At 68.7% G+C, this 24,021-nt stretch carries 22 protein-coding genes; 12 read left to right on the forward strand and 10 right to left on the reverse strand.

Features of this window, described 5'->3' with window-relative positions; translation table 11 throughout:
- Positions 1-147: 147 nt before the first annotated feature.
- The 6 genes from mnmG to FHU13_RS03475 all read left to right on the forward strand — a co-directional run bounded on the left by mnmG (position 148) and on the right by FHU13_RS03475 (position 6,028).
- The gene (gene mnmG, locus FHU13_RS03450) at positions 148-2,031 is read left to right on the forward strand and encodes a tRNA uridine-5-carboxymethylaminomethyl(34) synthesis enzyme MnmG (protein WP_183434458.1); all 1,884 of its coding nucleotides are present in this window, start codon (positions 148-150) and stop codon (positions 2,029-2,031) included.
- 228 nt (positions 2,032-2,259) lie between these two features.
- Positions 2,260-2,895 (forward strand): 16S rRNA (guanine(527)-N(7))-methyltransferase RsmG, encoded by a 636-nt coding sequence (gene rsmG, locus FHU13_RS03455; protein WP_183434459.1) that lies wholly within the window; start codon positions 2,260-2,262, stop codon positions 2,893-2,895.
- Positions 2,892-3,752, forward strand: coding sequence for a ParA family protein (locus FHU13_RS03460; protein WP_183434460.1), 861 nt, complete (start codon positions 2,892-2,894; stop codon positions 3,750-3,752). Before rsmG ends, FHU13_RS03460 begins: the two co-directional genes overlap by 4 nt.
- A 33-nt stretch (positions 3,753-3,785) precedes the next feature.
- Positions 3,786-4,682 (forward strand): ParB/RepB/Spo0J family partition protein, encoded by an 897-nt coding sequence (locus FHU13_RS03465; protein WP_183434710.1) that lies wholly within the window; start codon positions 3,786-3,788, stop codon positions 4,680-4,682.
- Positions 4,683-4,686: 4 nt separating this feature from the next.
- On the forward strand, positions 4,687-5,517 hold the full coding sequence (locus tag FHU13_RS03470; RefSeq protein WP_183434461.1) for a bifunctional allantoicase/(S)-ureidoglycine aminohydrolase: 831 nt from the start codon (positions 4,687-4,689) through the stop codon (positions 5,515-5,517).
- 1 nt (position 5,518) lies between these two features.
- Positions 5,519-6,028, forward strand: coding sequence for an ureidoglycolate lyase (locus FHU13_RS03475; RefSeq protein WP_183434462.1), 510 nt, complete (start codon positions 5,519-5,521; stop codon positions 6,026-6,028).
- Between the two features lie 332 nt (positions 6,029-6,360).
- Here FHU13_RS03475 and holA read toward each other — a convergent pair whose 3' ends face one another.
- Together holA and lptE are read right to left on the reverse strand one after the other, a co-directional pair.
- Positions 6,361-7,389 (reverse strand): DNA polymerase III subunit delta, encoded by a 1,029-nt coding sequence (holA, locus tag FHU13_RS03480; RefSeq protein WP_183434463.1) that lies wholly within the window; start codon positions 7,387-7,389, stop codon positions 6,361-6,363.
- A 10-nt stretch (positions 7,390-7,399) separates the two neighbouring features.
- Positions 7,400-7,954 carry an LPS assembly lipoprotein LptE gene (gene lptE, locus FHU13_RS03485; protein ID WP_183434464.1) on the reverse strand — a complete coding sequence of 185 codons (555 nt, stop codon included), beginning with the start codon at positions 7,952-7,954 and terminating at the stop codon, positions 7,400-7,402.
- A gap of 407 nt (positions 7,955-8,361) precedes the next feature.
- On the opposite strand from lptE, the gene FHU13_RS03490 reads away from it, so the two are divergent.
- Together FHU13_RS03490 and FHU13_RS03495 are read left to right on the forward strand one after the other, a co-directional pair.
- Positions 8,362-8,703 carry a hypothetical protein gene (locus FHU13_RS03490; protein ID WP_183434711.1) on the forward strand — a complete coding sequence of 114 codons (342 nt, stop codon included), beginning with the start codon at positions 8,362-8,364 and terminating at the stop codon, positions 8,701-8,703.
- A gap of 147 nt (positions 8,704-8,850) precedes the next feature.
- On the forward strand, positions 8,851-9,954 hold the full coding sequence (locus FHU13_RS03495; protein ID WP_183434465.1) for a DUF2125 domain-containing protein: 1,104 nt from the start codon (positions 8,851-8,853) through the stop codon (positions 9,952-9,954).
- Between the two features lie 6 nt (positions 9,955-9,960).
- Here the strand turns inward: FHU13_RS03495 and FHU13_RS03500 are convergent, their stop codons facing one another.
- The 8 genes from FHU13_RS03500 to ispG all read right to left on the reverse strand — a co-directional run bounded on the left by FHU13_RS03500 (position 9,961) and on the right by ispG (position 20,179).
- The gene (locus tag FHU13_RS03500) at positions 9,961-10,905 is read right to left on the reverse strand and encodes a glycosyltransferase family 2 protein (RefSeq protein ID WP_183434466.1); all 945 of its coding nucleotides are present in this window, start codon (positions 10,903-10,905) and stop codon (positions 9,961-9,963) included.
- A 17-nt stretch (positions 10,906-10,922) separates the two neighbouring features.
- On the reverse strand, positions 10,923-11,861 hold the full coding sequence (locus FHU13_RS03505) for a prephenate/arogenate dehydrogenase family protein (RefSeq protein WP_183434467.1): 939 nt from the start codon (positions 11,859-11,861) through the stop codon (positions 10,923-10,925).
- Positions 11,858-12,988: a histidinol-phosphate transaminase gene (gene hisC / locus FHU13_RS03510; RefSeq protein WP_183434468.1), complete on the reverse strand. Its 1,131-nt coding sequence runs from the start codon at positions 12,986-12,988 to the stop codon at positions 11,858-11,860. Before hisC ends, FHU13_RS03505 begins: the two co-directional genes overlap by 4 nt.
- A 97-nt stretch (positions 12,989-13,085) precedes the next feature.
- Entirely contained in the window at positions 13,086-13,241 is a 156-nt protein-coding gene (locus FHU13_RS03515; protein WP_183434469.1) for a hypothetical protein, read from the reverse strand.
- A 65-nt stretch (positions 13,242-13,306) separates the two neighbouring features.
- Positions 13,307-13,780 carry a hypothetical protein gene (locus FHU13_RS03520; RefSeq protein ID WP_183434470.1) on the reverse strand — a complete coding sequence of 158 codons (474 nt, stop codon included), beginning with the start codon at positions 13,778-13,780 and terminating at the stop codon, positions 13,307-13,309.
- A 155-nt stretch (positions 13,781-13,935) separates the two neighbouring features.
- A complete protein-coding gene (locus FHU13_RS03525) occupies positions 13,936-16,170 on the reverse strand; it encodes a TonB-dependent siderophore receptor (RefSeq protein WP_183434471.1) in 2,235 nt (744 codons plus the stop codon).
- 369 nt (positions 16,171-16,539) lie between these two features.
- Positions 16,540-18,561, reverse strand: a complete 2,022-nt coding sequence (locus tag FHU13_RS03530; protein WP_183434472.1) for a potassium transporter Kup — start codon at positions 18,559-18,561, stop codon at positions 16,540-16,542.
- A gap of 289 nt (positions 18,562-18,850) precedes the next feature.
- The gene (gene ispG / locus FHU13_RS03535; RefSeq protein ID WP_409518471.1) at positions 18,851-20,179 is read right to left on the reverse strand and encodes a flavodoxin-dependent (E)-4-hydroxy-3-methylbut-2-enyl-diphosphate synthase; all 1,329 of its coding nucleotides are present in this window, start codon (positions 20,177-20,179) and stop codon (positions 18,851-18,853) included.
- Positions 20,180-20,505: 326 nt separating this feature from the next.
- On the opposite strand from ispG, the gene FHU13_RS03540 reads away from it, so the two are divergent.
- The 4 genes from FHU13_RS03540 to FHU13_RS03555 all read left to right on the forward strand — a co-directional run bounded on the left by FHU13_RS03540 (position 20,506) and on the right by FHU13_RS03555 (position 24,003).
- Positions 20,506-21,654 (forward strand): patatin-like phospholipase family protein, encoded by a 1,149-nt coding sequence (locus FHU13_RS03540; protein ID WP_183434474.1) that lies wholly within the window; start codon positions 20,506-20,508, stop codon positions 21,652-21,654.
- A 75-nt stretch (positions 21,655-21,729) separates the two neighbouring features.
- Complete coding sequence (locus FHU13_RS03545; RefSeq protein WP_183434475.1) at positions 21,730-22,752, forward strand: ArsR/SmtB family transcription factor; 1,023 nt, start codon at positions 21,730-21,732, stop codon at positions 22,750-22,752.
- Between the two features lie 44 nt (positions 22,753-22,796).
- Complete coding sequence (metF, locus tag FHU13_RS03550) at positions 22,797-23,723, forward strand: methylenetetrahydrofolate reductase [NAD(P)H] (RefSeq protein WP_183434476.1); 927 nt, start codon at positions 22,797-22,799, stop codon at positions 23,721-23,723.
- A gap of 28 nt (positions 23,724-23,751) precedes the next feature.
- Complete coding sequence (locus tag FHU13_RS03555) at positions 23,752-24,003, forward strand: hypothetical protein (RefSeq protein WP_183434477.1); 252 nt, start codon at positions 23,752-23,754, stop codon at positions 24,001-24,003.
- The last annotated feature ends 18 nt before the right edge of the window (positions 24,004-24,021 follow it).

Raw genomic sequence — 24,021 nt, forward strand, 5'->3', positions numbered from 1 at the left:
TTCGGTCAGTGATCGCTTCGAGACCTCGAAGAACCTTCCGGCAAAGAGCGCTGCTTCGATGGCCTCGCACCCCCAATCCGTCGCTGACCCGCCGGATCGGCAAGGATCGCGTTGACCTCTTCCATGGCGCGCGCATAAGCACGGACCATGCACGCATCTTCTTCCAGCTACGACGTCATCGTCGTCGGCGGTGGTCATGCCGGCGTCGAGGCGGCGGCGGCGGCCGCGCGGGTCGGCGCCCGCACGGCGCTGGTCACGCACCGGGCCGAGACCATCGGCGCGATGTCCTGCAACCCGGCCATCGGCGGTCTCGGCAAGGGTCACCTCGTGCGCGAGGTGGACGCTCTGGACGGGCTGATGGGCCGCGTTGCCGACGCGGCCGGCATCCAGTTCCGCCTGCTCAACCGCCGCAAGGGTCCAGCCGTTCGCGGCCCGCGGACGCAGGCTGATCGGGCGCTCTACGCCCGCGCGATGCAGGCGGCGGTGGCCGAGACGCCCGGCCTCATGGTGATCGAGGGCGAGGCTGACGACCTGATCGTCGAAGCGGGCCGCGTCGCGGGCGCGGTACTCGCGGACGGGCGACACCTCGCCGCCGCTGCGGTGGTCATCACCACCGGGACCTTTCTGCGCGGGCTGATCCATATCGGCGAGCGGCAGATCCCCGCCGGCCGCGTCGGTGAAGCGCCGGCCTTGGGACTGGCACGGACGCTCGACCGGCACGGCTTCCGCCTCGGCCGCTTGAAGACCGGCACGCCGCCGCGTCTCGACGGACGCACCATCGACTGGGCCGCGCTGGAGATGCAGCACGCGGATGCCGACCCCGTGCCGTTCTCGACCCTGACCGAGCGGATCACCACGCCGCAGATCGCCTGCGGCATCACCCGCACGACGCAACGGGTCCACGACCAGATCCGCGCCAACCTCCACCGCTCACCGATGTATTCGGGCGGCATCAGCAGCCGCGGTCCGCGCTACTGCCCCTCGATCGAGGACAAGGTGGTGCGCTTCGGCGACCGCGAGGGCCACCAGATCTTCCTGGAGCCGGAAGGGCTCGACGACCCGACCGTCTATCCGAACGGCATCTCGACCGCACTGCCCGAAGAGGTTCAGGCCGGCCTCATCGCCGCCATTCCGGGCCTGGAGCGCGCCCGCATCCTACGGCCGGGCTACGCCATCGAGTACGACTACGTCGATCCGCGCGAACTCGACGCGACGCTCCAGACCAAGCGCCTGCCCGGTCTGTTCCTGGCGGGCCAGATCAACGGTACCACCGGCTACGAGGAAGCGGCGGGGCAGGGGCTGGTTGCCGGCCTCAACGCGGCCCGGCTGGCGGGCGGCTCTGATCTCGCGATCTTCGACCGAGCCGAATCCTATCTCGGCGTGATGATCGATGACCTCGTCACCCACGGGGTCAGTGAGCCCTACCGCATGTTCACCTCACGCTCGGAGTATCGCCTGAGCCTGCGCGTGGACAATGCCGATGAGCGGCTGACTCCACGCGGCACGGTTCTCGGCTGCGTCGGCTCGGCGCGTGCCGTGCACTTCGCGGCCTCGCAGTCGGCACTCTACGAGGCGCGCGTCCGCCTCGACGCTCTGAGCCTCACGCCGAACGAGGCCGCCCTCCACGGTCTCGCCCTTAACCGCGACGGCCTGCGCCGCAGCGCCTTCCAACTCCTGTCCTATCCGGAGATCGGCTGGGACCGGCTGGCGGCGGTCTGGCCGGAGCTGGCAGAGGTGTCGCCGCGGGTTGCCGAGCGGCTGTGCACGGACGCGACCTACGCCGTCTATCTCGACCGGCAGAAGGCCGACATCTCTGCCTTCCGCCGTGACGAGGCAGTGCGCTTGCCGGCGTCTCTTGATTACGGCGCGATTCCCGGCCTCTCCAACGAGATGCGGCTGAAACTCGGCAATGTGCGCCCAATCACGCTGGGCCAGGCCGCTCGCATCGAGGGTGTGACGCCGGCTGCCCTGACGCTGCTTGCCGCGCATGCCCGTCGTGAGCGGACGCAGGCGACGGCGTCACCGCGATGAGGATTTTTTTCCAAGCCTTTGAGCGAGACGCTTCCAGTGCAGCGGGAGCTCCACAGGCCGCCCGGTGTAGTGCTAGCTTGCTTCACCTCACTCGCCATGACGGAAAGGCAGGCGGACGCCGTTATCGCGGGGCGGAGCCGAAGCGATCCAGCAGCGCGACGCTTCAAAGGAACGGGCATTCGGTGCCGACGCAGCCAGCTGCAGACAACACGTGGATCACGGCACCGCATGAGCACTGATCTGCGTAGCCGTGTACTGACTGAGCACAATGTTTCACGTGAAACAGCCAGCGCTCTTGATCTCTATGTTGCACAACTCACGCGCTGGCAAACCGTCAAGAATCTGGTAGGCCCGGCGACATTGGCCGAGGTCTGGCATCGACACATCGCCGACGCGCTGCAATTGCTCGCTATCGCGCCGGACGCCAAGCGCTGGCTCGATCTCGGCTCGGGCGCCGGTATCCCCGGCCTCATCCTCGCCATCGCGGGCAAGGGACGCCCCGACTTCCATGTCAGCCTTGTCGAGAGCAACGCACGCAAATGCGCCTTCCTTTCGGAGACGGCGCGCCTCACCGGCGCACCCGTTACCGTCCACAACGCGCGCATCGAGGCGATCATCGGCACCCTCACCGATATTGAAATCGTCTGCGCCCGGGCCCTGTCCTCGCTCACGCAACTTCTCGCCTGGACCGAACCTTTGTTGACAAGCGGCACCGTTGGGCTGTTTCCGAAGGGACGTGATGCAGCCGCGGAATTGACCGAGGCCGAGGATGCGTGGACATTCACCCGCGACCTGATTCCGAGCCGCACCGACTCGCAGGCACGGATCGTGCGCGTCACGTCGCTTTCCCGCGTGGACCCATGACCGACTTATCCACGGCCGCACCGGCCCCGGCTGCTCCGGCTCAAGCCAAACCGCTCCGCGTGCTCGCGCTCGCCAACCAGAAGGGCGGCGTCGGCAAGACCACGACGGCGATCAATCTCGGCACGGCTTTGGCTGCCATCGGCGAGCAGGTGCTGGTGATCGACCTCGATCCGCAGGGCAATGCCTCGACCGGGCTCGGCATCGACCGCCGTCGCCGCAAGGTCTCGACCTATCACGTCATGGCGGGTGAGGCGTCGCTGGCGGAGGCGATCACGCCGACCGCGGTGCCGCGCCTCTCCGTGGCTCCCTCCACCATGGATCTGCTCGGCCTCGAGCTCGAACTGGCAAGCGCACAGGACCGAGCCCACCGCCTGCGCAACATCCTGCGTGAGCTCACGACTCCGGAGGGCATCGAACCGATCAGCTACGTGCTGATCGATTGCCCGCCCTCCCTCAACCTGCTCACCATCAACGCACTCGCCGCCGCCGACGCGGTGATGGTGCCGCTGCAATGCGAGTTCTTCGCCCTCGAAGGCTTGAGTCAGTTGCTGCGCACCGTCGAGCAGGTGCGCGGGGCGCTGAATCCCAAGCTCCAGATCCAGGGCGTCGTGCTGACCATGTACGACCCGCGCAACAACCTCTCGACCCAGGTCGTCGCCGACGTGCGCGGCTTCATGGGCGACAAGGTCTACGAGACCATGATCCCGCGCAACGTGCGCGTCTCTGAGGCGCCTTCGCACGGCAAGCCGGTGCTTCTGTACGATCTCAAATGCGCCGGCTCGCAGGCCTATCTGCGGCTTGCTTCGGAAGTGATCCAGCGTGAGGGCCGCGCGCCCCCGCCCGCGGCTGCCGCTTAAGTCATTCAAAGGTTTGGAGTTTCGATCGTGGCAATGGCGGATGATACGGCGCGGCCGCGGCTCGGACGCGGCCTCGCGGCGCTGATCGGCGACTTTTCCGACGACGCACCGGAGGAGGCGGCCCGCACAGCCGGACATCCGCAGCGCAAGGTGGCGGTCGAATTCCTGCGCCCGAACCCGCGCAATCCGCGACGCCGGTTCTCGGAGCCGGAACTCGACGAGTTGGCCGCGTCGATCCGGCAGCGCGGCGTAATCCAGCCGATTGTTGCACGCGCGCTCTCGGGCGTGCCCGGCACCTTCGAGATCGTGGCCGGCGAGCGACGCTGGCGGGCGGCGCAGCGGGCAGGCCTCAACGAGGTGCCGGTGGTGGTCGTCGAGATCGATGACCGCACCTCGCTCGAATACGCGATCCTCGAGAACGTCCAGCGTGCCGACCTGAACGCCATCGAGGAGGCGTCGGGCTACGAGCGGCTGATGGGCGAGTTCAAGTACACCCAGGCCGAACTCGCCGACCTGCTCGGCAAGAGCCGCAGCCACCTCGCCAACACGCTGCGCCTGCTCCAGCTTCCGCCCGCGATCCAGGATCGGGTGATCGCCAGCGAGATCACCGCCGGCCACGCGCGCGCGCTGCTCTCCGTGCGCGATCCGGAGGCGGTGGCCCGCCGCATCGTGGCCGAGGGGCTGTCGGTGCGCGAGGTCGAGGCGCTGGCCGCGGCGGAAGCGCCGCAGGGCGACGCGCCCCGCCCCGGCCGCCCGCGCCGCTCCGCCGAGGGCGATGCGGCCCTGCGCTCCCTGGAGGACGTGCTCGGCCGGGCGCTGGGCTACAGCGTGGCGGTGAAAGCCAAGGCGACCGGAGAGGGCGAGATCCGCATCCGCTACGCCAGCGCCGAGGAGCGCGACGCGCTCTGCCGCAAGCTCGGCGGAGCCTGAGGGCATGAACCGCCGCTATCACGAGGCAAGCGGCGGCCTTCCCGACCAGACCGCGCTCCATACCGGCCGCGCGGTCTTCACCGAAGCCTACGCCGTGATCCCGAAGGGGGTCATGCGCGACATCGTCACCAGCCCGTTCCCGTTCTGGGAGAAGACCCGTGCCTGGGTGCTGGCGCGGCCGATGACGGGATTCTCCGAGACCTTCTGCCATTACCTGATGGAGACCGGGCCCGAGGGCGGCAGCGAGCGGCCCGAGCCGGATGCCGGCGCCGAGGGCGTGCTGTTCGTCGTCGAAGGCGCGGTGACGGTGACGCTCGCCGGAACGCCGCACCGCCTGGAGACGGGCGGCTACGCCTATCTCCCGCCCGGTGCGGGCTGGACCCTGCGCAACATCGGCAGCGGCCTCGCCCGCTATCACTGGATCCGCAAGGTTTACGAGCCGGTCGACGGTCTCGCCGTTCCGGATGCGCTGTTCACCTCGGACGCGGCCGTCGAACCGGTGGCGATGCCGCGCACGGAAGGATGCTGGGCGACGACCCGCTTCGTCGATCCGGCCGACCTGCGCCACGACATGCACGTCACCGTCGTCACGCTTCAGCCCGGCGGCGTCATCCCGTTCGAGGAGACCCACGTGATGGAGCACGGCCTGTTCGTGCTTCAGGGCAAGGGCGTCTACCGGCTCAATCGTGACTGGGTCGAGGTGGAGGCGGGCGACTTCCTGTGGCTGCGGGCCTTCTGCCCGCAGGCCTGCTATGCCGGTGGTCCGGAGCCGTTCCGGTATCTGCTCTACAAAGACGTCAACCGGCACCCGAAGCTCAGGCTTGCCGCGCGCTGAGATGGGGGACCGCACCGTCATCGCACAGCCTTTGACGGGGGATGCCTTCGCACCCTTCGGCGAGGTCATCGGCCGCGATGGGATCAAGCCGCGTCCGATGAACGGCGATCGGGCGTCGCGCTACCATGCGCTCGCCACCGCCGAGATTGTGGGGGAGGGGGCCGGCGTCGCCGTCAGCCTCGTCGATTCACAGCCCGTCTCCCTCCCTCTGGCCCTCGACCTCGTCGAGCGGCATCCGCTGGGCTCGCAGGCCTTCGTACCGCTCGCGCCGGAACGCTTCCTCGTTGTGGTCTGTCCCGATGTCGATGGGCGACCGGGTCCGCCGCTGGCCTTCATCACCGCTCCGGGGCAGGGCGTGAATTACCGCGCCGGCACGTGGCACGGGGTGCTGGCGCCGCTCAGGGTCCCGCAGAGTTTCGTGGTCGTGGACCGCGAGGGACCCGGCATAAATCTCGAAGAGGTCTTCTTCGATCAGCCGTGGCGAGTCGAGATCAGCCCAGGCGCAGTTTGATAGCGTTTCCGGTTGATTCATTCGGTACCGCCTCCCCCGTCATCCCGGGGCCGCGCAGCGGAACCTGGGATCCACCCGTGATGCGACATCGATGCATGGCGTCCAGGCCAGTCGTGGATTCCGGGTTCGCCTTCGGCGACCCGGAATGACGGGGATGGGGACTGAACCGAAGCGATCAAACGGAAAGCGTATGACAGGCTCCTGTCACACCACAGGGCGCCATCACGAGCGTGAGCGAAGTGATCCAGCGGCACGACCTCGCCGGACGGGGCGGCTCCCTGGATCGCGTCGGTTTCGCCTCGCGATGACGGAGGAGAGACCGAACCGATTCATCAGCCGCGCCGCGCCGCCTCGACGGCAATCCGCAGGAAGATCCCCTGCGCCTGGGCGTGGGCGAGATCGGGTTCGGAGCGGCGGCAGGCCAGAACCGCGTCCTGAAGCCAAGCCACTGCCTGTTGCAGCCCCGGCGCCGACCAGCGGGCGAGCTGGGCCTCGGCCAGCGCCTTCCGGCGGAAGTGCAGGCCGCGCCAATTGGCGACGATCTGGCTCGCGCTGCCGCGCGGATTGTCGAGGCGCAAGGACAGCAGGGTGAGGGCATGGCGCAGGCCGGCACCGAGCATGGCGGACGGGTCCATGCCCTCATGGCGGAAGCGGCGATACTCGCGCTCGGCCTCACCGGCACGGCCGGCGAAGGCCGCGTCGATCAGCGCGTTGAGGACGCTCGCCCCGACATCGCTGACGATCGCCTCCACGTCGTCCACGCCGACGCTGCTCTGACCGCGAGCGTAGAGGGCGAGCTTGCCGATCTCGGACAGGCTGGCGCGACGATCACTGCCGAGGCTGCCCGTCAGGAGGTCGCGGGCGTCGCGGTCGATGCGCAGCCCGTCCTCCTGCAGCGTGCGCTCGATCAGGTCGGCGAGCGTGCGCTCGTCGTCGGGGTAGCAGGGCAGGGCGAGCGCCTTGGGAGAGCCCTCGCAGAGGGTGCGCAGGGGAGCGGAGCGGGCGAGGTCGCCCGCCTCCACGACGATGCGGGCGCCCTCGGTCGGCGCCTTCAGCACCGCGTCGACGGCCGGCGCGTAGTTGCGGCTGCCGGAGCGCACCCAGATCGTGCGGCTTCCGCCGAACAGTCCGACGGTGCCCGCCTCGTCCACCAGTCGGCCGGGGTCGGAGGCGAGGGTATCGCCGTCGATTTTGATCAGGGCGAAGGGATCGTCGGGGTCGGCCACCATGCCCCGCACCAGCCGCACCGACCGGTCGGCCACGAGACCGGTATCGGGTCCGTAGACCAGCACCACCGCGATGCGGGGATCGGGGCCGCGCCGGACCAGCCCCTCGACATCGCCGGCCTTGACCGCCGTCATGCCATGCCTGTCAGGGGTTCGGCTTGACGGTGAGGACCGAGGCGATCCGGGTCTTGATCTGGTCGGCCAGCAGCTTGGCGAGGCGGATCTCGGCGTCGCGCGCGGCGCGCAGCGAGGCGAAGCGCTGAATCGAACGATCGTAGGTCGCGGTGCCGGTCGCAACGCCCTCGGTGAGGATGCGGCGCCCGTCGAGGCTCTCCAGCGAGAACTTCACCGTGCCGACGATGGTGCCGGCCTCCGCCCGCGCCGTGGTCGACGAGACGATCGGCGTCTGAACCTGCTCGGAGCCCTGCATCTTCAGCCGGTAGCGCTTGGGCACGGCGGGTTGGCCGGAGCCGTCGAGATCGAAGATCAGCTCGCTGCGCAGGTAATGTCCGAGGCGCTCCTGATCCTGCGCCATGTTGACGTCGTCGACTTGGATCGCGGCGAGCAGGCCCTGCATCGACTCGCCCGACGCCGTCGGCCCATAGAGCGGACGGAAGCAGGCACCAAGATTCAGCGCGAGGCCGGCGGCGAGCGCGAGCCGCGCGATTCGAACCCCCGGCCTGTTCGTCGCCACACCCATCACCCGCCTCAAGGCTGTTCCTCGCCGCGTCACGCCGATCCGCCCGAGAACCAAGTCTCCGAAACCGGATCGGCACACGGTTCCGCTTGTACGGCAGGCACCGCGCCCGGTCACCCTGCCAGATCCCTGCTTTACGAATGCTGTGCGGCGAGACGATGATCGGTCGATCGAATCGGGACGCGGCAGGGCGCGGGAGAGCGCCGGTCGCTTGTGGAACCGGGTGACGATTCCCACCTTAATCTGACCCCGGAACCTGTTCCGAAACAGCGCCTTGACGGCGATCGGACGAGCGGCGTAGAACAGAACAAATGGCGAACAAACGAGCCCTGTCCTGGTCGGTCGCGCTCCGCGATCTGAAGGACGATCGATCCCGGAGAGCGGATGTGCGCGAGGAGCGTCTCCGAACCATGGCGGGCCTGCGCGGCGCCGCCCCTGCCTTGAGCGCGTGGCGCGGGCGTTCCGGCCGCCGTTACGTCGTCGGCGTCCACGAACTGGCCGAACCCGACCTCGCCGAGGTCGATGAGGCGGTGGTGATCGCCGTGCGTCGCGATGATGCCGGCATTGCCCAGGCGGTCTCGATCGCCGCTTCCGGCAGGGGACCGCGCGAGCGTCTGCACCGCAACTGGCTGGCCCGCGCCCGCCAGAAGGGCGCGACGGAAATGCATGTCCACCGTCTTGCCGAGGGGGAAGACGAGCGCCGCGCCGTCGTGGCCGACCTTGCCGTCGATACGGAGCAGGCAAGCGCCTGACCCGGTGTCTGGACCTCATCTCTGAGCTTCGCCCGCTCGCCAGTCCGTGACGGTCGGAGAAGGGGCTGGCCCTTGCCTTGCGCTGCCCCTCTCTCCAAACACGGGAGCGTCCGGCCGGTCCTGCCGGACCGCGCAGGAACGAGGCCGATGGTGCAGACACCCGAACCGATTCCCGGCGGACCGCTCCCGCGGCGCAGGCGGGTCGGCCTGTTCCTCCCCTACATCCTGCTCGCCGCCCTTGCCATCGCTTGGACGGCCGCATGGTTCTTCATCCGCGGCAAGGCCGAGAGCGAGATGGATGCCTGGCTCGCCCGCGAGGTCCAGGCCGGCCGCCAGTGGACTTGCGCCGACCGCTCGATCACCGGGTATCCCTTCCGCCTCGAACTCCGCTGCGCCTCGGTTCGCTTCGCCCGCTCCGACGGCAACTTCTCCCTCGGGCCGACCACGGCCGTGGTGCAGGTCTATGATCCGCGCCACGTGGTTCTCGAGGTCGCCGGCCCGTTCCATGTCGAGCAGGGCGATCTGACTGGCGATGTCACCTGGACCTCCCTGGAAGCGAGCTTCCACGCCGCCTCGAACGGCTTCAGCCGCGTCTCCCTCGTCGTTGACGGTCCGAAGGGCACGATCCAATCCCCCGATCCGGGCCCGGTGGACTTCGCCGCCCAGCACCTCGAACTGCACGCCCGACCCACGCCCAGCCGCTTCGAGAGCGACGGCGCCGTCGATGTCAGCCTGCGCCTCGCCAAGGCCGCCGTGCCGCGGCTCGACGCGCTCGCCGGCAGCAGCGACCCCGCCGACATCGATCTCGACACGACCATCGAACGGGCCACGGTGCTGCGCACCGGGACGGTGGCACGAGAGTTGGAGAAGTGGCGTCAGGCGGAGGGCCGCCTCGACGTGACCCGCCTGTCGGTCGCCAAGGGCGAGCGCCGCCTTCAGGCCAAGGGCGAGGTCGGCCTCGACGAGGCGCATCGCCCCGAGGGACGCTTCGACATCCGTACGCTCGGGCTCGAAGCCCTGGTCGGGCAGGTGATGGGCCAGCGCTTCGGCTCGGACAAGGGCGCGCTGATCGGCAACCTCGTCGGCCAGTTCCTCGGCGGGCTGCGCAAGCGCGAGGATGCCTCCGGCGACGCGCAGGCGGCGGATAACCCGAACGGACTCAAGCCCCTGCCGACGCTGCGACTGGGCGACGGACGCCTGATGCTCGGCCCGCTCGCCGTGCCGAACGTGGTGCTGCCGGCTTTGTATTGAAGCACGTTACCAGGGGCGCGGCGCCCTGAAGATCTTACGCCGGACGAAGCGTCCGGCGGCCTCGACGCGCGGCCGGTGCAGGTGGCGCAGCCGCCAGAGACGGTGCTCCCGCGGCGAGACCGGCTGCGCCAATTCCGGCACGGCGCCGGCCCGCGTCCGCAGCCGTAGGGCCTCGGCCGGCACGACGGTCTCCGCGTAGGCCAGGAAGTGGCGCATCTCGTCCAGGGTCGGCCCGATCCAGCTCTGCGTCCGCAAGCACGGCTCGGTTTCCGCCTGCGTCCCCTTCGCAGAGGCATCCTGGGAGGGGCGGGGATAGTGGTTGAGCCGGATCTCGCCGTGCCGCACGCCGAGCACAGCGTCGGGCCGCTCCGGGTCCGGCTCGGCAGGGCTGAAATCGCTCATCAGCCGCTCGCCCTGCACTAGGGCCGCCAGATTCGCATCGGTGATCGCGGCCACGGCGCCCTGCCGGTAGATCGCCGTGACGACGCGATTCTCCTCGCATTCCGTGTCGGCGAGGCTGCGGGGGAAGCGGCTCAGCAGGAGCCCGGAGGGGTTTCCGTCAGGTTCCGCGGTGTCGAAGACGCGCCGGTTGACCATCACCGCGCCGGCATGCGGCGGGATACGGGCGATCCAGTCCTGGATCGAGCGGCCGGGCGCCGGCACCAGCAATTCGTCGAGCCCGAGGAAGGCGGCGAAGCGAAACAGCCGCGCCCGCGAGGCGAGGAAATGGTTGATGGCCGCGAAACGCGGCGTGGTGTCGATGCGCGTCGGGCAGGGCAGGGTGGTGACGCCGATCGCCTCATGCGCCTTCAGGAGCGTGGCCGCCTCGCTGTCGAGGCCGTTGTCGTAGATCACGAAGTGGCGCACGCCGACGGCCCGGTGGAAGGCGAGCCACTCGAACAGGTCGGGCGCCGCGCCCTCGACGACGGCAACAATGGCGAATGTCCGCATCTCCGGCGCTTTCTCCTTCAGTTCGGCTTGTCCGCGGGCGCCGCCGCGTTGCGGGCGCGGCCGAAATCCGGCTCGGTCGTCTCCTGCCCCATGGCAACGATGCCGCGGCGGATTGCGCGGGTGCGGGTGAACAGGTCGTGCAGGGCCTCCCCGTCGCCCCAGCGGATCGCCCGCGACAGAGCCGACAGATCCTCGTTGAAGCGCCCGAGCATCTCCAGCACCGCGTCGCGGTTGGTTAGGAAGATGTCGCGCCACATGGTCGGGTCGGAGGCGGCGATGCGGGTGAAATCGCGAAAGCCGCCGGCGGAGAACTTGATAACCTCCGACTGCGTCACGGCTTCGAGGTCGGCCGCTGTGCCGACGATGTTGTAGGCGATCAGGTGCGGCACGTGGCTGGTGATGGCGAGCACGAGGTCGTGGTGCTCGGGCGTCATGGTCTCGACGATGGCGCCCAATCCCTGCCAGAGGCCCTGCACCCGCTCGATCGCCGTGGGGTCGGTCCCCTCCGGCGGTGTCAGGATGCACCAGCGGTTCGAGAACAGGGTGGCAAAGCCCGAATCCGGTCCCGAATACTCTGTGCCCGCCACCGGGTGCGCTGGCACGAACGGATTCGTTTCGCGAAGATGCGGCGTCACGGCGGTCACCACCGCCGCCTTCACCGAGCCGACATCGGAGACGACGGCACCGGGCTTCAGGTGCGGCGCGATCGCCGCCGCCACTTCGCCGATGGCGCCCACCGGCACGCAGAGGATGACGAGGTCGGCCCCGGCGACCGCCGATGCCTCGGTGCTCGCCGCCTCGGCCAGCCCCAGTGCCTTCACCCGCTCGATCACGCCGGCATCGCGGTCGACCGCCACGATCTCGCGGGCAAGGCCGTAGGTCCGGGCGCCGCGGGCGATCGAGGAGCCGATCAGGCCGAGGCCGACGATGGCGAGGCGATCCACCCCCTCGATCACGACCGCTGCGTTCCCAGGAAGTCGGTGAGGGCGTCCACGAAGGCGCGGTTGGCCTCCTCGCTGCCGACGGTCACCCGCAGGGCGTTGGGCAGGCCGTAGGAGGAGACGCGCCGCACGATCACGCCGGCGCGCGTCAGGTGCGCGTCGGCCTCTGCGGCGGTACGGCCGGGCGCGTCGGAGAAGTGGACGAGCAGGAAGTTGCCGACACTCGGCGTCACGGTCAGCCCCAGCTCCTCGATCGCGCGGGTGAGCCAGGCGAGCCATTCGTCGTTGTGGGCGACCGCCGCCGCGACATGGGCCTCATCGGCGATCGCCGCCGCGCCGGCGGCGATGCCGCCCGCCGAGAGATTGAAAGGCCCGCGGATGCGGTTGACCGCATCGACCACGGTCTCGGACCCGACCATCCAGCCGATGCGCTGCGCCGCCAGCCCGTGGATCTTCGAGAAGGTGCGCGTCATCACGACGTTCGGCGCCTCGAGCGCCAGTTCGAGGCCGGCGGTATAGTCGTTGGCGCGCACATACTCGGCATAGGCCCCGTCGAGCACCAGCAGCACGTTGCCGGGCAGGCCGGCATGGAGGCGGCGGACCTCCTCGAACGGCAGGTAGGTGCCGGTCGGATTGTTGGGATTGGCGAGATAGACGATCCGGGTGCGCGGCGTCACCGTGGCGAGGATCGCGTCGACATCCGCCGTCAGGTTCGTCTCCGGTGCCACCACCGGGGTGCCGCCCGCGGTCAGGATCGCGATGCGATAGACGAGGAAACCGTGCTCGCAGAAGATGCCCTCGTCGCCCGGCCCGACGAAGGCGAGCGCCAGCAGGGTCAGCAACTCGTCCGAGCCCGCGCCGCAGACGATTCGAGCCGGATCGAGCCCGTAGCGGGCGCCGATCGCCGTGCGCAGACGGGTAGCGCTGCCGTCGGGATAAAGGGCCAGCGTCGCGGCCTCCGCGCGCAACGCCTCGACCGCCCGCGGGCTCGGGCCGAGCGGCGTCTCGTTGGAGGAGAGCTTGTGGATCTTCGCCACGCCCGGCGCGGCGCTCTTGCCGGGCACATAGGCTTCGATGGCGAGCACGCCGGGGCGCGGCTGAGGGCGAAGCACGGGGTCGGTTGCGGGGGCGATTGCGGACATGGGGCCAGGGCCAGCGGGAAGCGTCGGACGCGGGTATCGCCCGTCCCTCTACAGCATTTCGCGGGAACGGGGAGCCGCCGACTTCGCTGCGCGCCGATCAGACGGCTGTCAGACCCGGGACGTGGCGGGCGATGGCGCCCGGCGTGGTGATCCAGACCTTTTCGTGCGCTGCGGCGCGGTGCGCCAGCGCCCGGAGCAAGGAGGCGAGCCGAGGCGGCTGGCCGACGATGGAGGGGTGGAGCGCGATTCCCATCACCTATCGCTCCTCTGTCCCCGCTCTCGCTCGGCCGGGATCGCTATGGCTGCCCCGGGTTGGGTCTATGGCCGCGCCGGCTTGGGTGCAGGTTCGGCGGGCGGCTCGTCGGAGCCCGGCGGCAGCAGGACGTTCTTCACCACGTTCCCTTCCGGCCCGTACTCGCCGGCCACCGCGAGGCAGGCCTGCTCGCGGTTGAGGTTCATCTGGTTGGACATCAGGGTGAAGATGCCCATCACCCGATTGCCGAAGGGCCCACGGGGGCTGACATCCTCGGGCCGCGTGTTCTGCTTGGCGAGCAGCGCCTCGAACTCCGACGTGTTGAGGCGATAGCCGCAGACATTGACCGCCGAGAAGATGTAGGCGGCGAATTCCAGCGCCCGCGGGCTCGGCGCGTTGCGGATCGGCCGCGGCAGCGCCGCCTCCTTCGATGGTTCCTGCGTGGCCGGAGAAGCGGGCGGCGGGGCGGTTTCCTGCGCGGCGGCAGGCCGGACGAGGCCGCCGATCACGAGGGCGGCGATGAGGGGACGAGCGATCATGGCGGGTTGAGCGTTCCTCGAAGCACGGATTCTCATGATCCGCTTAAGAGAAACCGAGATAGCCCGGCCGCCCGCCGCCTCCAAGGTACTGCCGGGCCGCGGACGGGCCCTGCGGCGATTCGTGTCTCATACGGGGCGACGTGCCACCCCGAGGCTCACCAGCGGTAGCTCACGCTCGCCAGCACGCGGCGGGCCTCGCCGTAGAAGCAGGAATTGGCCGACTGGCACGAGGTGACGAAGCGCCGGTCGCCGAGATTGGCGGCGGTGATCGCCATGCGCCAGCGCTCCCAGTTGTAATGTACGGTCGCGTCGAACAGGACGTAGTCCGGTACTTTCAGATTGTTGAGCTGGTCGGCGTAGGAACGCCCGACATAGCGCACGCCGCCGCCGAAGCCGAAGCCGCGCCAGTCGCCGAACGGGATCGTGTAATCGGCGAAGACCGAGGCGAAGGTCTCCGGCACGTTGGTCGGTGTCTTGCCGACGAGGTCGGCGAGATCCTGGTTGCGAACCCGGGTGTATTCGAGGTCGTAGTGGGTCACGGCCGCGACGACGTTCAGCCCTTCCGCGAGGCTGGCGACGAACTGCCCCTCGATGCCGCGGGAGCGCACGGTGCCAAGTTGCGTCGCGCCGAAGCCGAGGACGACCGGGAAGGGCGGGTTGTCGCGCACGAGGTCGAAGGCGGCGATGTTGAGGGAGAAGCGCTCCCCGACCGGCTCGATCTTCACGCCGACCTCGATCTGCTCGCCGCGATCCGGCACGAGCGAGGCGCCGGTGATGGCATCGACGCCGATCTGCGGCTGAAACGAGGTCGAATAGGCGACGTAGGGCGCGATGCCGGGATCGAAGTTGTAGAGCAGCGCGATGCGGCCGGTGAGCGCCGTGTCGGTGCGGGACGTGCTGGTCGCCGGCGCGAGCTTCTTGAAGACGTCGCTGTCGGCGATGTCGTAGCGCAGGCCGCCGATCAGGCTGAGCCGGTCGGTGAGCTTGATCTGGTCCTGGGCGTAGAAGCCGAGCTGCCGGAAGCTGTTGACATCGACCTGATAGGGCAGGGGCCGGCCGACGACCTGCCCGTACAGCGGGTTCAGGATGCTCAGGTTCGGTCCGGGGAAGAGCGAGGCCTGATTGTCGTAGAGCGAGTAGTTCTTGTAGTCGATGCCGAACAGCACGTCATGGGCGACGAGTCCGTCGGAGAAGCGGGCCTCCGCCTGGTTGTCGACCTGGAACAGGCTGACCTTGTCGCTGTACTGGAACTGGTAGCGGGCGAGCTGCGTCTGCGGCAGGTCGGCGTAGCCGAGCTGGCCGATATACGAGTTCTGCTTCGCGTCCGAGAACGAGTAGCGGAAGTTCTGGCGCACGGTCCACACGTCGTCGACCGCGTGCTCGAACTCGTAACCGGCGAAGACCTGCTCGCGCTGGAAGCTGTTGATGCGCGGATCGCCGACGTTGAGGGAGCGGTCGATGCGCAGGCCGCTCGCGTTGGGGCGCACGGTGCCGGCATAGGGCAGGAAGTTCGCGGTGACCGCGGTGGAATCGCGCTGGTAGCTCGTCAGCACCGTGAAGGTGGTGCCCGCATCCGGCCGCCACGTGAAGGCGGGAGCGATGTAGGCACGATCGGAATCGGCCCCGTCGACCTGGGTGCCGCCCTGCCGGCCGATGCCGGTCAGGCGATAGAACAGGTGGCCCGACTCGTCGGTCGGGCCGCCGACATCGAAGGCACCGTAGACCTGCCCGAACGAGCCGCCGGCGATCTCGACATAGCCGAAGGGCGCAAGCGTCGGTCGCTTGGTGATCTGGTTGACGATGCCGCCGGGATTGCCCGCGCCGAACAGCACGGCAGCCGGACCGCGCAGCACCTCGATGCGCTCCAGCCCGAAGGTCTCGGTCTTGAGCGTGCCGAAGCCGTAATTGAGGAGTTGCAGGCCGTCCTTGTAGATCCCGTAGTCGCTCGCCACGAAGCCGCGCAGGGTGAAGAAATCGACGCGCTCGTCGGCGCCGTAGACACCGGAATAGATGCCGGCGGTGTATTGCGTCGCCTGGGTCAGCGTCTGGGCGCCCTGCGCATCGATCTGCTCGCGGCCGATGACGGTGATCGCTTGGGGCGTCTCGATCAGGGGTGTGTTGGTCTTGGTCGCGGTAACCGAGCGGGTGGCGACGTAGCCTGCCACGGGGCCGCGCGGATCCTCGGGCGCCGCGCGGCCATCCGCGCCGCGCTGGGCCGTCTGGCCGCCGGTGGCGCCGGCGCCGCGGCCGCTGCCCTCGACGGACAGCTCGTCGAGGCGCGCGGTCGCCTGCTGCGCTGCGGCGCCCGCGGTGAGAGCGAACAGTGAGGCGCCTGCCAGCGCCATCGTCCGCAGGGCGCGGACGCCGACGAGAGTGCGAACCGACCCCATACTCCTGCCCCCATCTGTCCCGCACAGCCGACAGCCTCCGCGAAACACGCGGGACGGCGCCAACCGGTTGTTTGGAATTATGCTAAACTGTTGTTGTTGCTTGTTTTTCGCAAGATCAGCCGTACGAGACGGTGTGCGCGGACGCAAGATAGTCGCGCGCAAATCACCCTGCTGTAGCGAGCCAGCCACAGGACTTCGCGCAACTCTTCGTTGGCGTCTTGGTCAGTAAGTCCGTTCGATGATCCCGGTCTCGGTCCTGGCGCCGGATGCTAGAGAGGCCGACCTGATTGCATCCAACCGGCCTCTCTAAATCTTTGTGTCAACGCGCGTTCTTACGCCGAACCAGCCTCCGCTTGGTCGGCAGGCGCTCTACACCGTCACCTGCGTGCCGACCTCGACGACGCGGCCGGTCGGGATCTGGAAGAAGTCGGTGGCGTCGTTGGCGTTCTTGGCCAGCGTGATGAAGATCCGGTCCTGCCACAGCGGCATGCCGGAATGGGCGGCCGGACGGATCGAGCGGCGTGACAGGAAGAACGAGGTCGACATGATGTCGAACTTGAAGCCCTCACGCTTGAGCAGGGTCAGGGTGCGCGGGATGTTGGGCGTCTCCATGAAGCCGAAGCGCATCACCACCCGATAGAAGCCGAAGCCCACCGGCTCGATCCGCACCCGCTCTCCCTGCGTCGCGCGGGGCCGGTCCATGGTCTCGACGGTGAGCACCACGTTCTTCTCGTGGATCACCTTGTTGTGCTTCATGTTGTGCAGGAGCGCGGCCGGCGCGATCTCGGGATCGCTGGTGAGAAAGACTGCCGTGCCCTTCACCCGTTGGTAGGAGGTGCTCTTCTCCAACATGCCGACGAGCTCGATCAGCGGCACGTCGGTCTTGCGGGTCTTGTTGAAGAGAATCGTGACGCCCCGCACCCAGGTCCACATCATCAGCATCAGGCCGCCGGCCAGCATCAGCGGTACGTAGCCGCCCTCGTGCAGCTTCAGGAGGTTCGAGAGCAGGAAGAGGAACTCGAGCACGATGAAGGGCATGATGATCGCCGCCGAGACCAGCGGCGAGAACCGCACGACCTTCCACAGCACCACGTAGGCCATGCTGGCGGTGAGCAGCATCGTCCCCGTCACGGCGATGCCGTAGGCGGAGGCCAGCGCCGAGGAGGAGCGGAAGGTGATCGCCAGGATCACCACGCCGAGGGCGAGCAGGGTGTTGATCTGCGGCAGGTAGATCTGGCCCGAATGCGCCTCGGACGTGTGGCGGATCTCCATGCGCGGCAACATGCCGAGCTGGATCGCCTGCCGGGACAGGGAGAAGGCACCAGTGATGACCGCTTGGCTCGCCGTCACGGTGGCGATGGTCGCCAGGATCACCATGGGGATCAGGCCCCATTCCGGCACGAGCTGGTAGAACGGGTCCGTCGTCTCGGGCTTGGCCAGAACGAGAGCGGTCTGGCCGAGATAGTTCAGGACGAGGCAGGGCGCGACGAGACCGAGCCACGCCACCTGGATCGGCCGGCGCCCGAAATGGCCGAGATCGGCGAACAGGGCCTCTGCCCCGGTCACCGCCAGGAACACTGCGCCGAGCGCCACCAGCGCGCCGGTGCCGTGGCCGAGGAGGTAATGCACCGCATACCAGGGATTGAAGGCGGCGAGCACGCCGGGATTGCCGGCGATGTGCGGGAGTGCCGCCGCCGCCATGGCCAGGAACCACACCACCATGGCCGGCCCGAAGAAGGTCGCGACCCGCGCCGTGCCGTGGCTCTGGACCGCGAACAGGCCGAGGATGATCGCCACCGTGATCGGCAGGACGTAGTCGCTGAAGGCCGGTGTGACGAGCTTGAGGCCCTCCACCGCCGAGAGCACCGAAATCGCCGGGGTGATGACGGAATCGCCGTAGAACAGCGAGGCGCCGAGCAGGCCCAGCATGAACACGATCTTGGAGCCGCCGAGCGCGTGGCGGGCTTGGGCCATGAGCGAGAGGATGCCGCCCTCGCCGTTGTTGTCCATTCGCAGCAGGATCGCGACGTACTTGATCGTGACGATCAGAAGCAGCGCCCAGATGATGAGCGAGGCGGTGCCGATGACCTCCTCGGCCAGCAGGATGCCGTCGGTACGCGAGGGGGCCAGCGCTTCGCGGAAGGCGTAGAGCGGGCTCGTGCCGATATCGCCATAGACCACGCCGACGGAACCGATGGTGAGCGCCCAGAAACCCGACTTGGCGTGCCCTTCGGCCGCCGCGTCGGAGGGATCGTGCGCTCCCGCTGAAGCCGCGACCGGCCCTCCTTCACCGGGGGCCGGGCGGTCGGCGGCAACAGCGGCCGGCGGGTTCGCAGCGCTTGAGTTCGCAGCGCTTGGACTCGCGGCGCTTGGGCTGGCAGGCTGGGTCATCGGGCAGGCTTGCCTGGGCTCGTGCGCCATCCGACCGAATGTGGCGGAGGCGCATGAAGGAAATGCGTCGGTGGTGCGGATCGAGTACGCCGAAACGAACATCGGGCCGCGACGAGCCGGCTCGCCGGGGGCCGGGCAGGGCGGGTTCGGCTTGCTGGGCGCGGACCGGACATCGCGACGGCCGAGAAGGCGGGGCGAGGAGCGGAACGGACACCCCGACCCGAAATAGAAAGACGGCCGCTTCCATCACCCAAGCGAGCAATGGAAGCGGCCGTCTCGAGACAGACGCTCACTCGGCGGCGTCGCGCTTGCCCTGGCCGAAGCGGCGCTCGATGTAGTCGATCACGATTGCCTCGAAATCCTTGGCGAGCGTCGCGCCGCGCAGGGTCATCGCCTTCTTGCCGTCGATGAAGACCGGGGCGCTCGGACTCTCGCCGGTGCCGGGCAGCGAGATGCCGATATCGGCATGCTTCGACTCGCCGGGACCGTTGACGATGCAGCCCATCACCGCGACGTTGAGGCCTTCGACACCCGGATAGGTCTTCTTCCACTCCGGCATGGAGGTGGAGATCCAGTTCTGAATGTCGCGGGCCAGTTCCTGGAAGGTCGTCGAGGTGGTGCGTCCGCAGCCGGGGCAGGCTGCGACCAGCGGCACGAAGGTGCGAAAGCCCATGGTCTGCAGGAGTTCCTGCGCCGCCTTGACCTCGACCGTGCGGTCGCCGCCGGGCTCGGGCGTCAGCGAGTAGCGGATCGTGTCGCCGATCCCCTCCTGCAGCAGCACGCCGATGGCGGCGGACGCCGCGACGATGCCCTTCGAGCCCATGCCGGCCTCGGTGAGGCCGAGATGGATCGCGTAGTCGGACCGGCGCGCCACCTCGCGGTAGACCGCGATCAGATCCTGCACCGCCGAGACCTTCGCGGACAGGATGATGCGGTCCTTCGGAAGCCCCAGCGCCACGGCCCGGTCGGCCGAGGTCAGGGCCGACTGCACCATCGCCTCGCGCATCACCGCGCGGGCATCGATCGGCGCGGGCGAGCGGGCGTTCTCGTCCATCAGGTGCGTCAGCAGCTCGCCGTCGAGCGAACCCCAGTTCGCGCCGATGCGCACGGTCTTGCCGTACTTGATCGCCTGCTCGACGATGGTCGAGAACTGCGTGTCCTTCTTCTCCTTGAAGCCGACATTGCCCGGATTGATCCGGTACTTGGCGAGCGCCTCGGCGCAGGCCGGATGGTCGGACAGGAGCTTGTGGCCGATATAGTGGAAGTCGCCCACCAGCGGCACATGCACGCCAATGCGGTCGAGCCGCTCGCGGATCTTCGGCACGGCCGCCGCCGCCTCGTCGCGATCGACGGTGATGCGCACGAGCTCCGAGCCGGCGCGGGCGAGTTGCGCGACCTGGGCCACGGTGCCGTCGATATCGGCCGTGTCGGTGTTGGTCATCGACTGCACGACGATCGGGGCGCCACCGCCGACGGTGACCGCGCCTTCACCCTGGCCGATCTGCACGCCGACCGTGCGGTGGCGTGGTGCCGGCCCGGCGATCTCCGGTCCCCTCTTGCTCGGGCTCCGGGAGTCGAGCGGGTTTGCCAGGGCGTCGGGAGCTTCCATGACTTCCATCGTGCCTTCGCGGGTCAACTGTCGTCCGCGCGTGCCGGCGTTCGGCGTCCCGCAGGCGCGGGCATGATCTTATCCGAATCCGGTGCGATCCGCGACCTGCCGCCGCGCCCGCGCGAACGGATGCGCAGCATGCCTCGATACAAGGCCGCTTCCATGTCGCATCCCGAGCCAGATGTCGAGCGTGCGCCGTCGGGATGCAGGGATGTCGGCGCAGCCACGCGCTTGACCTCATATGGCATCGGCCGTCCGCGAGGCAAAGGACCGCACGAGCCTTTTTATCGCAACGCACCATCTATGGGTGCATCGCAACAGCCGTGCGAGGCACGATGGACGTCTCCCTCCCCGAGCAGGCCGCCGAGACCGATCGGCCGGACGCGCCGCACGACGACGCTCACAATCCGGCGACCGCCGTACCCGATCCGATCGCGGATTCGACGCGGGTCGGAAGCCGCTTCCGGGGACTGGCCGGACCACGAGCGGAGAAGGCGGTCTCGCTCGCGCTTCAGGGCGGCGGCTCGCACGGCGCCTTCACCTGGGGCGTGCTCGACGCGTTGATCGAGGACGGCCGCGTCGCCTTCGAGGCGGTGACGGGCGCGAGCGCGGGGGCGATGAACGCCGTCGTCCTCGTCGACGGCTGGCTCGCGGGTGGACCCGACGGGGCGCGGGCGGCGCTCGAGAGATTCTGGCGCGAGGCGAGTCTGGATGCCGACCTGAAGCCTGCGCAGCAGAGCTGGATCGACGGCCTCTTCCATGTCTGGAAGGGCAACCCCTTCATCGAAGCGTGGCTGAAGGTGCTCAATCCCGGCCCCTACACGGCCAATCCGCTCAACATCAATCCGCTGCGCGGGGCGCTGGAGCGCACGGTCGATTTCGACCGCCTGCGCGAGGCCGAGACCGCCAATGTGTTCGTCTCCGCCACCAATGTCTGGACCGGCAAGCTCGCCGTGTTCGAGCGTGAGCGCCTCACGGCCGACCATCTCATGGCCTCGGCCTGTCTGCCCACAATGTTCCAGGCGGTCGAGATCGAGGGCGTGCCCTATTGGGATGGCGGCTATCTCGGCAATCCGGCTCTCTACCCGCTGCACGGGGCGAGCACCCGCGACATCCTGCTCGTGCAGATCAACCCGGTCGAACGCCGCGAGACGCCGCGCTCGCCTCGCGACATCCAGGACCGGCTCAACGAGATCACCTTCAACGCCAACCTGATGCGAGAATTGCGCGCCATCGACTTCGTGCACGGCCTGATCGAGGAGGGCGGACATGAGGTTCCAGGCCTTGAGCGGGTCTTCCTCCACCGCATCGACGGCACCGACGAACTCGATGACTACGCCGCATCCACGCGCCTCGACGCCCGCTGGCGCGTCATCGAGCGACTGCGCGACAAGGGCCGCAGCGCGGCCAAGGCTTGGCTCGACACGGGTTACGCCGAAGTCGGCGTCCGCTGCTCCGTCGACCTGAAGAAGGCCTATCAGTAGCCGCCGTTGCCATGACGGCGAAGCGCGCTCGAAAACCTCTTGCGCCGAACCCGATGCGCACATAAAGATATCTTTATGTCTAGCGAGAGCGGTCTCAGTAACAACCCGGTTCCGGTGCCCTTCGCCGAGGCGCTCGCCGTGCTGCGGGCGGCGGCGGAGGAAACGCGGCTGCGCATTCTCGCCCTGCTCGCCGAGGGCGAGCTGTCGGTCTCCGACCTCACCGACATCCTCGGCCAGTCGCAGCCGCGCATCTCGCGCCACCTCAAGCTTCTCGTGGAATCCGGCCTGATCGAGCGCCATCGCGAGGGTGCCTGGGCGTTCTTCCGACTGCGCGAGACGGCCATCGGTTTCGTCGAGCCGCTGATCGCAGCGCTCGAACACGCCGCCCCTCCGCTCTCCGAGGACCGCGCCCGGCTCGAATCGGTGCGGGCGCAACGCGCGGACGCCGCCCAGGCCTTCTTCGCTCGGCTCGCTCCCAAATGGGACGGCCTGCGCTCGCTGCACGTGCCCGAGGCTGCTGTCGAGGCAGCAGTGCTCGACGTGCTCGGGGATCGGCCGATCCGCCACGTGGTCGATCTCGGCACCGGCACCGGCAAGATGCTCGGCCTGCTGGCGCCGCTCGCCGGCCGCGCCACCGGGCTCGATTCGAGCCACGCCATGCTCTCGGTCGCCCGCGCGAACCTCGAACGGCTCGGCCTGTCGCGGGTCGATCTGCGCCAGGGCGACCTGCACGCGCCGCCCTTCGGGCGCGGCGGGTTCGACCTCGTGGTGCTGCACCAAGTGCTGCACTACCTCGACGATCCGGCTCGGGCGCTCCGCGAGGCGACCCGCCTCGTCGCGCCGGGCGGACGCCTCCTTGTGGTCGACTTTGCGCCGCACAACCTTGAGCAACTGCGCGAGAGCCAAGCCCATCGCCGCCTCGGCTTCAGTGCCGATCAGGTCGCGGGCTGGCTCGTCCAGGCCGGCCTCTGCGACGTGGAGAGCCGCGACCTCGCCCCCGAGGACGGCACCGAGTTGCCTCTCACCGTCACACTCTGGCTGGCGCACGACGCTTCCGCCGGAATCGAGACGGCTGTTCCCGAACGCGCCGTGGCCTGAGCCGCAGCACCGCACGACACGATCATCCAAGAAAGGGACGACAGATGCCCAGCGATTCCCGGCACCGCGCCAGCCGCGACGGCTTCCGCCCGATCCGCGTCTCGATCGAGTTCTTCCCGCCCAAGACCGAGGAGATGGAGAAGATCCTCTGGTCCTCGATCGAGCGCCTCGCCCCGCTTCAGCCGAAATTCGTCTCGGTGACCTACGGCGCCGGCGGATCCACCCGCGAGCGCACCCACAACACCGTGGCGCGCATGGTGCGCGAGACCAGCCTCAAGCCCGCCGCCCACCTCACCTGCGTGAACGCCACGCGCGAGGAGATCGACGCGGTGGTGCAGTCCTACTGGGATGCGGGCGTGCGCCACATCGTGGCCCTGCGCGGTGACCCGGCCGAGGGCGTCGGCTACAGCTACCGGCCGCATCCCGGCGGCTACGCACAGACCTCCGACCTCGTGGCCGGCATCAAGCGGATCGGCGACTTCAAGGTCTCGGTTTCGGCTTACCCGGAGAAGCACCCGGAGGCCGCCTCGCTCGACGCCGACATCGACGCCCTGAAGGCGAAGGTCGATGCGGGGGCCGATCAGGCGATCACCCAATTCTTCTTCGATAACGAGATTTATCTGCGCTACCGCGACAAGGTGCGCGCGGCCGGCATCGACATCCCGATCATCCCGGGCATCCTGCCGGTGCAGAACTTCAAGCAGGCGGCCAATTTCGCCCGCCGCACGGGCGCCTCGGTGCCCTACTGGCTGGCCGCCCGCTTCGAGGGCCTCGACAACGACGTGGAGACCCGCCGTCTCGTCGCGGCGGCCGTCGCCGCCGAGCAGGTGCTCGACCTCGTCGACGAGGGCGTGGAGGACTTCCACTTCTACTCGATGAATCGCTCGGATCTCGTCTACGCCATCTGCCATCTTCTCGGCCTGCGCTCCCAGGCGCCGGCGAAGGTGGCGGCGGCGAAGGCGGCAGCTTAAATCAAGGCTGACTTCAGGAGAATCAGCCGTGGCCGATCCGCAAGACATGATGCTGCCGCTTCTGCGGGAGATGCGTGCCGAGATCAAAGATCTCGGCCGAAGCAACGAGCGCCAGTTCACGTCGGTGAACGAGCGGCTTGAGCGGATCGAAGGCCGGCTTGCGAACATGAGAGAGGCCATCAACGGCGAGTCCGTGCTCGGGCGCTACGCCGCAGCCGAAGTCGAAGAACGTCTGGAGATCATCGAGAGACGGCTCGCGTCGCTCGAATCGCGCTCCTGAAACTGCTGACAGTTCCCC

Origin of the sequence: Methylobacterium sp. R2-1 (genome assembly GCF_014191355.1) — a bacterium.
Classification (GTDB): Bacteria; Pseudomonadota; Alphaproteobacteria; order Rhizobiales; family Beijerinckiaceae; genus Methylobacterium.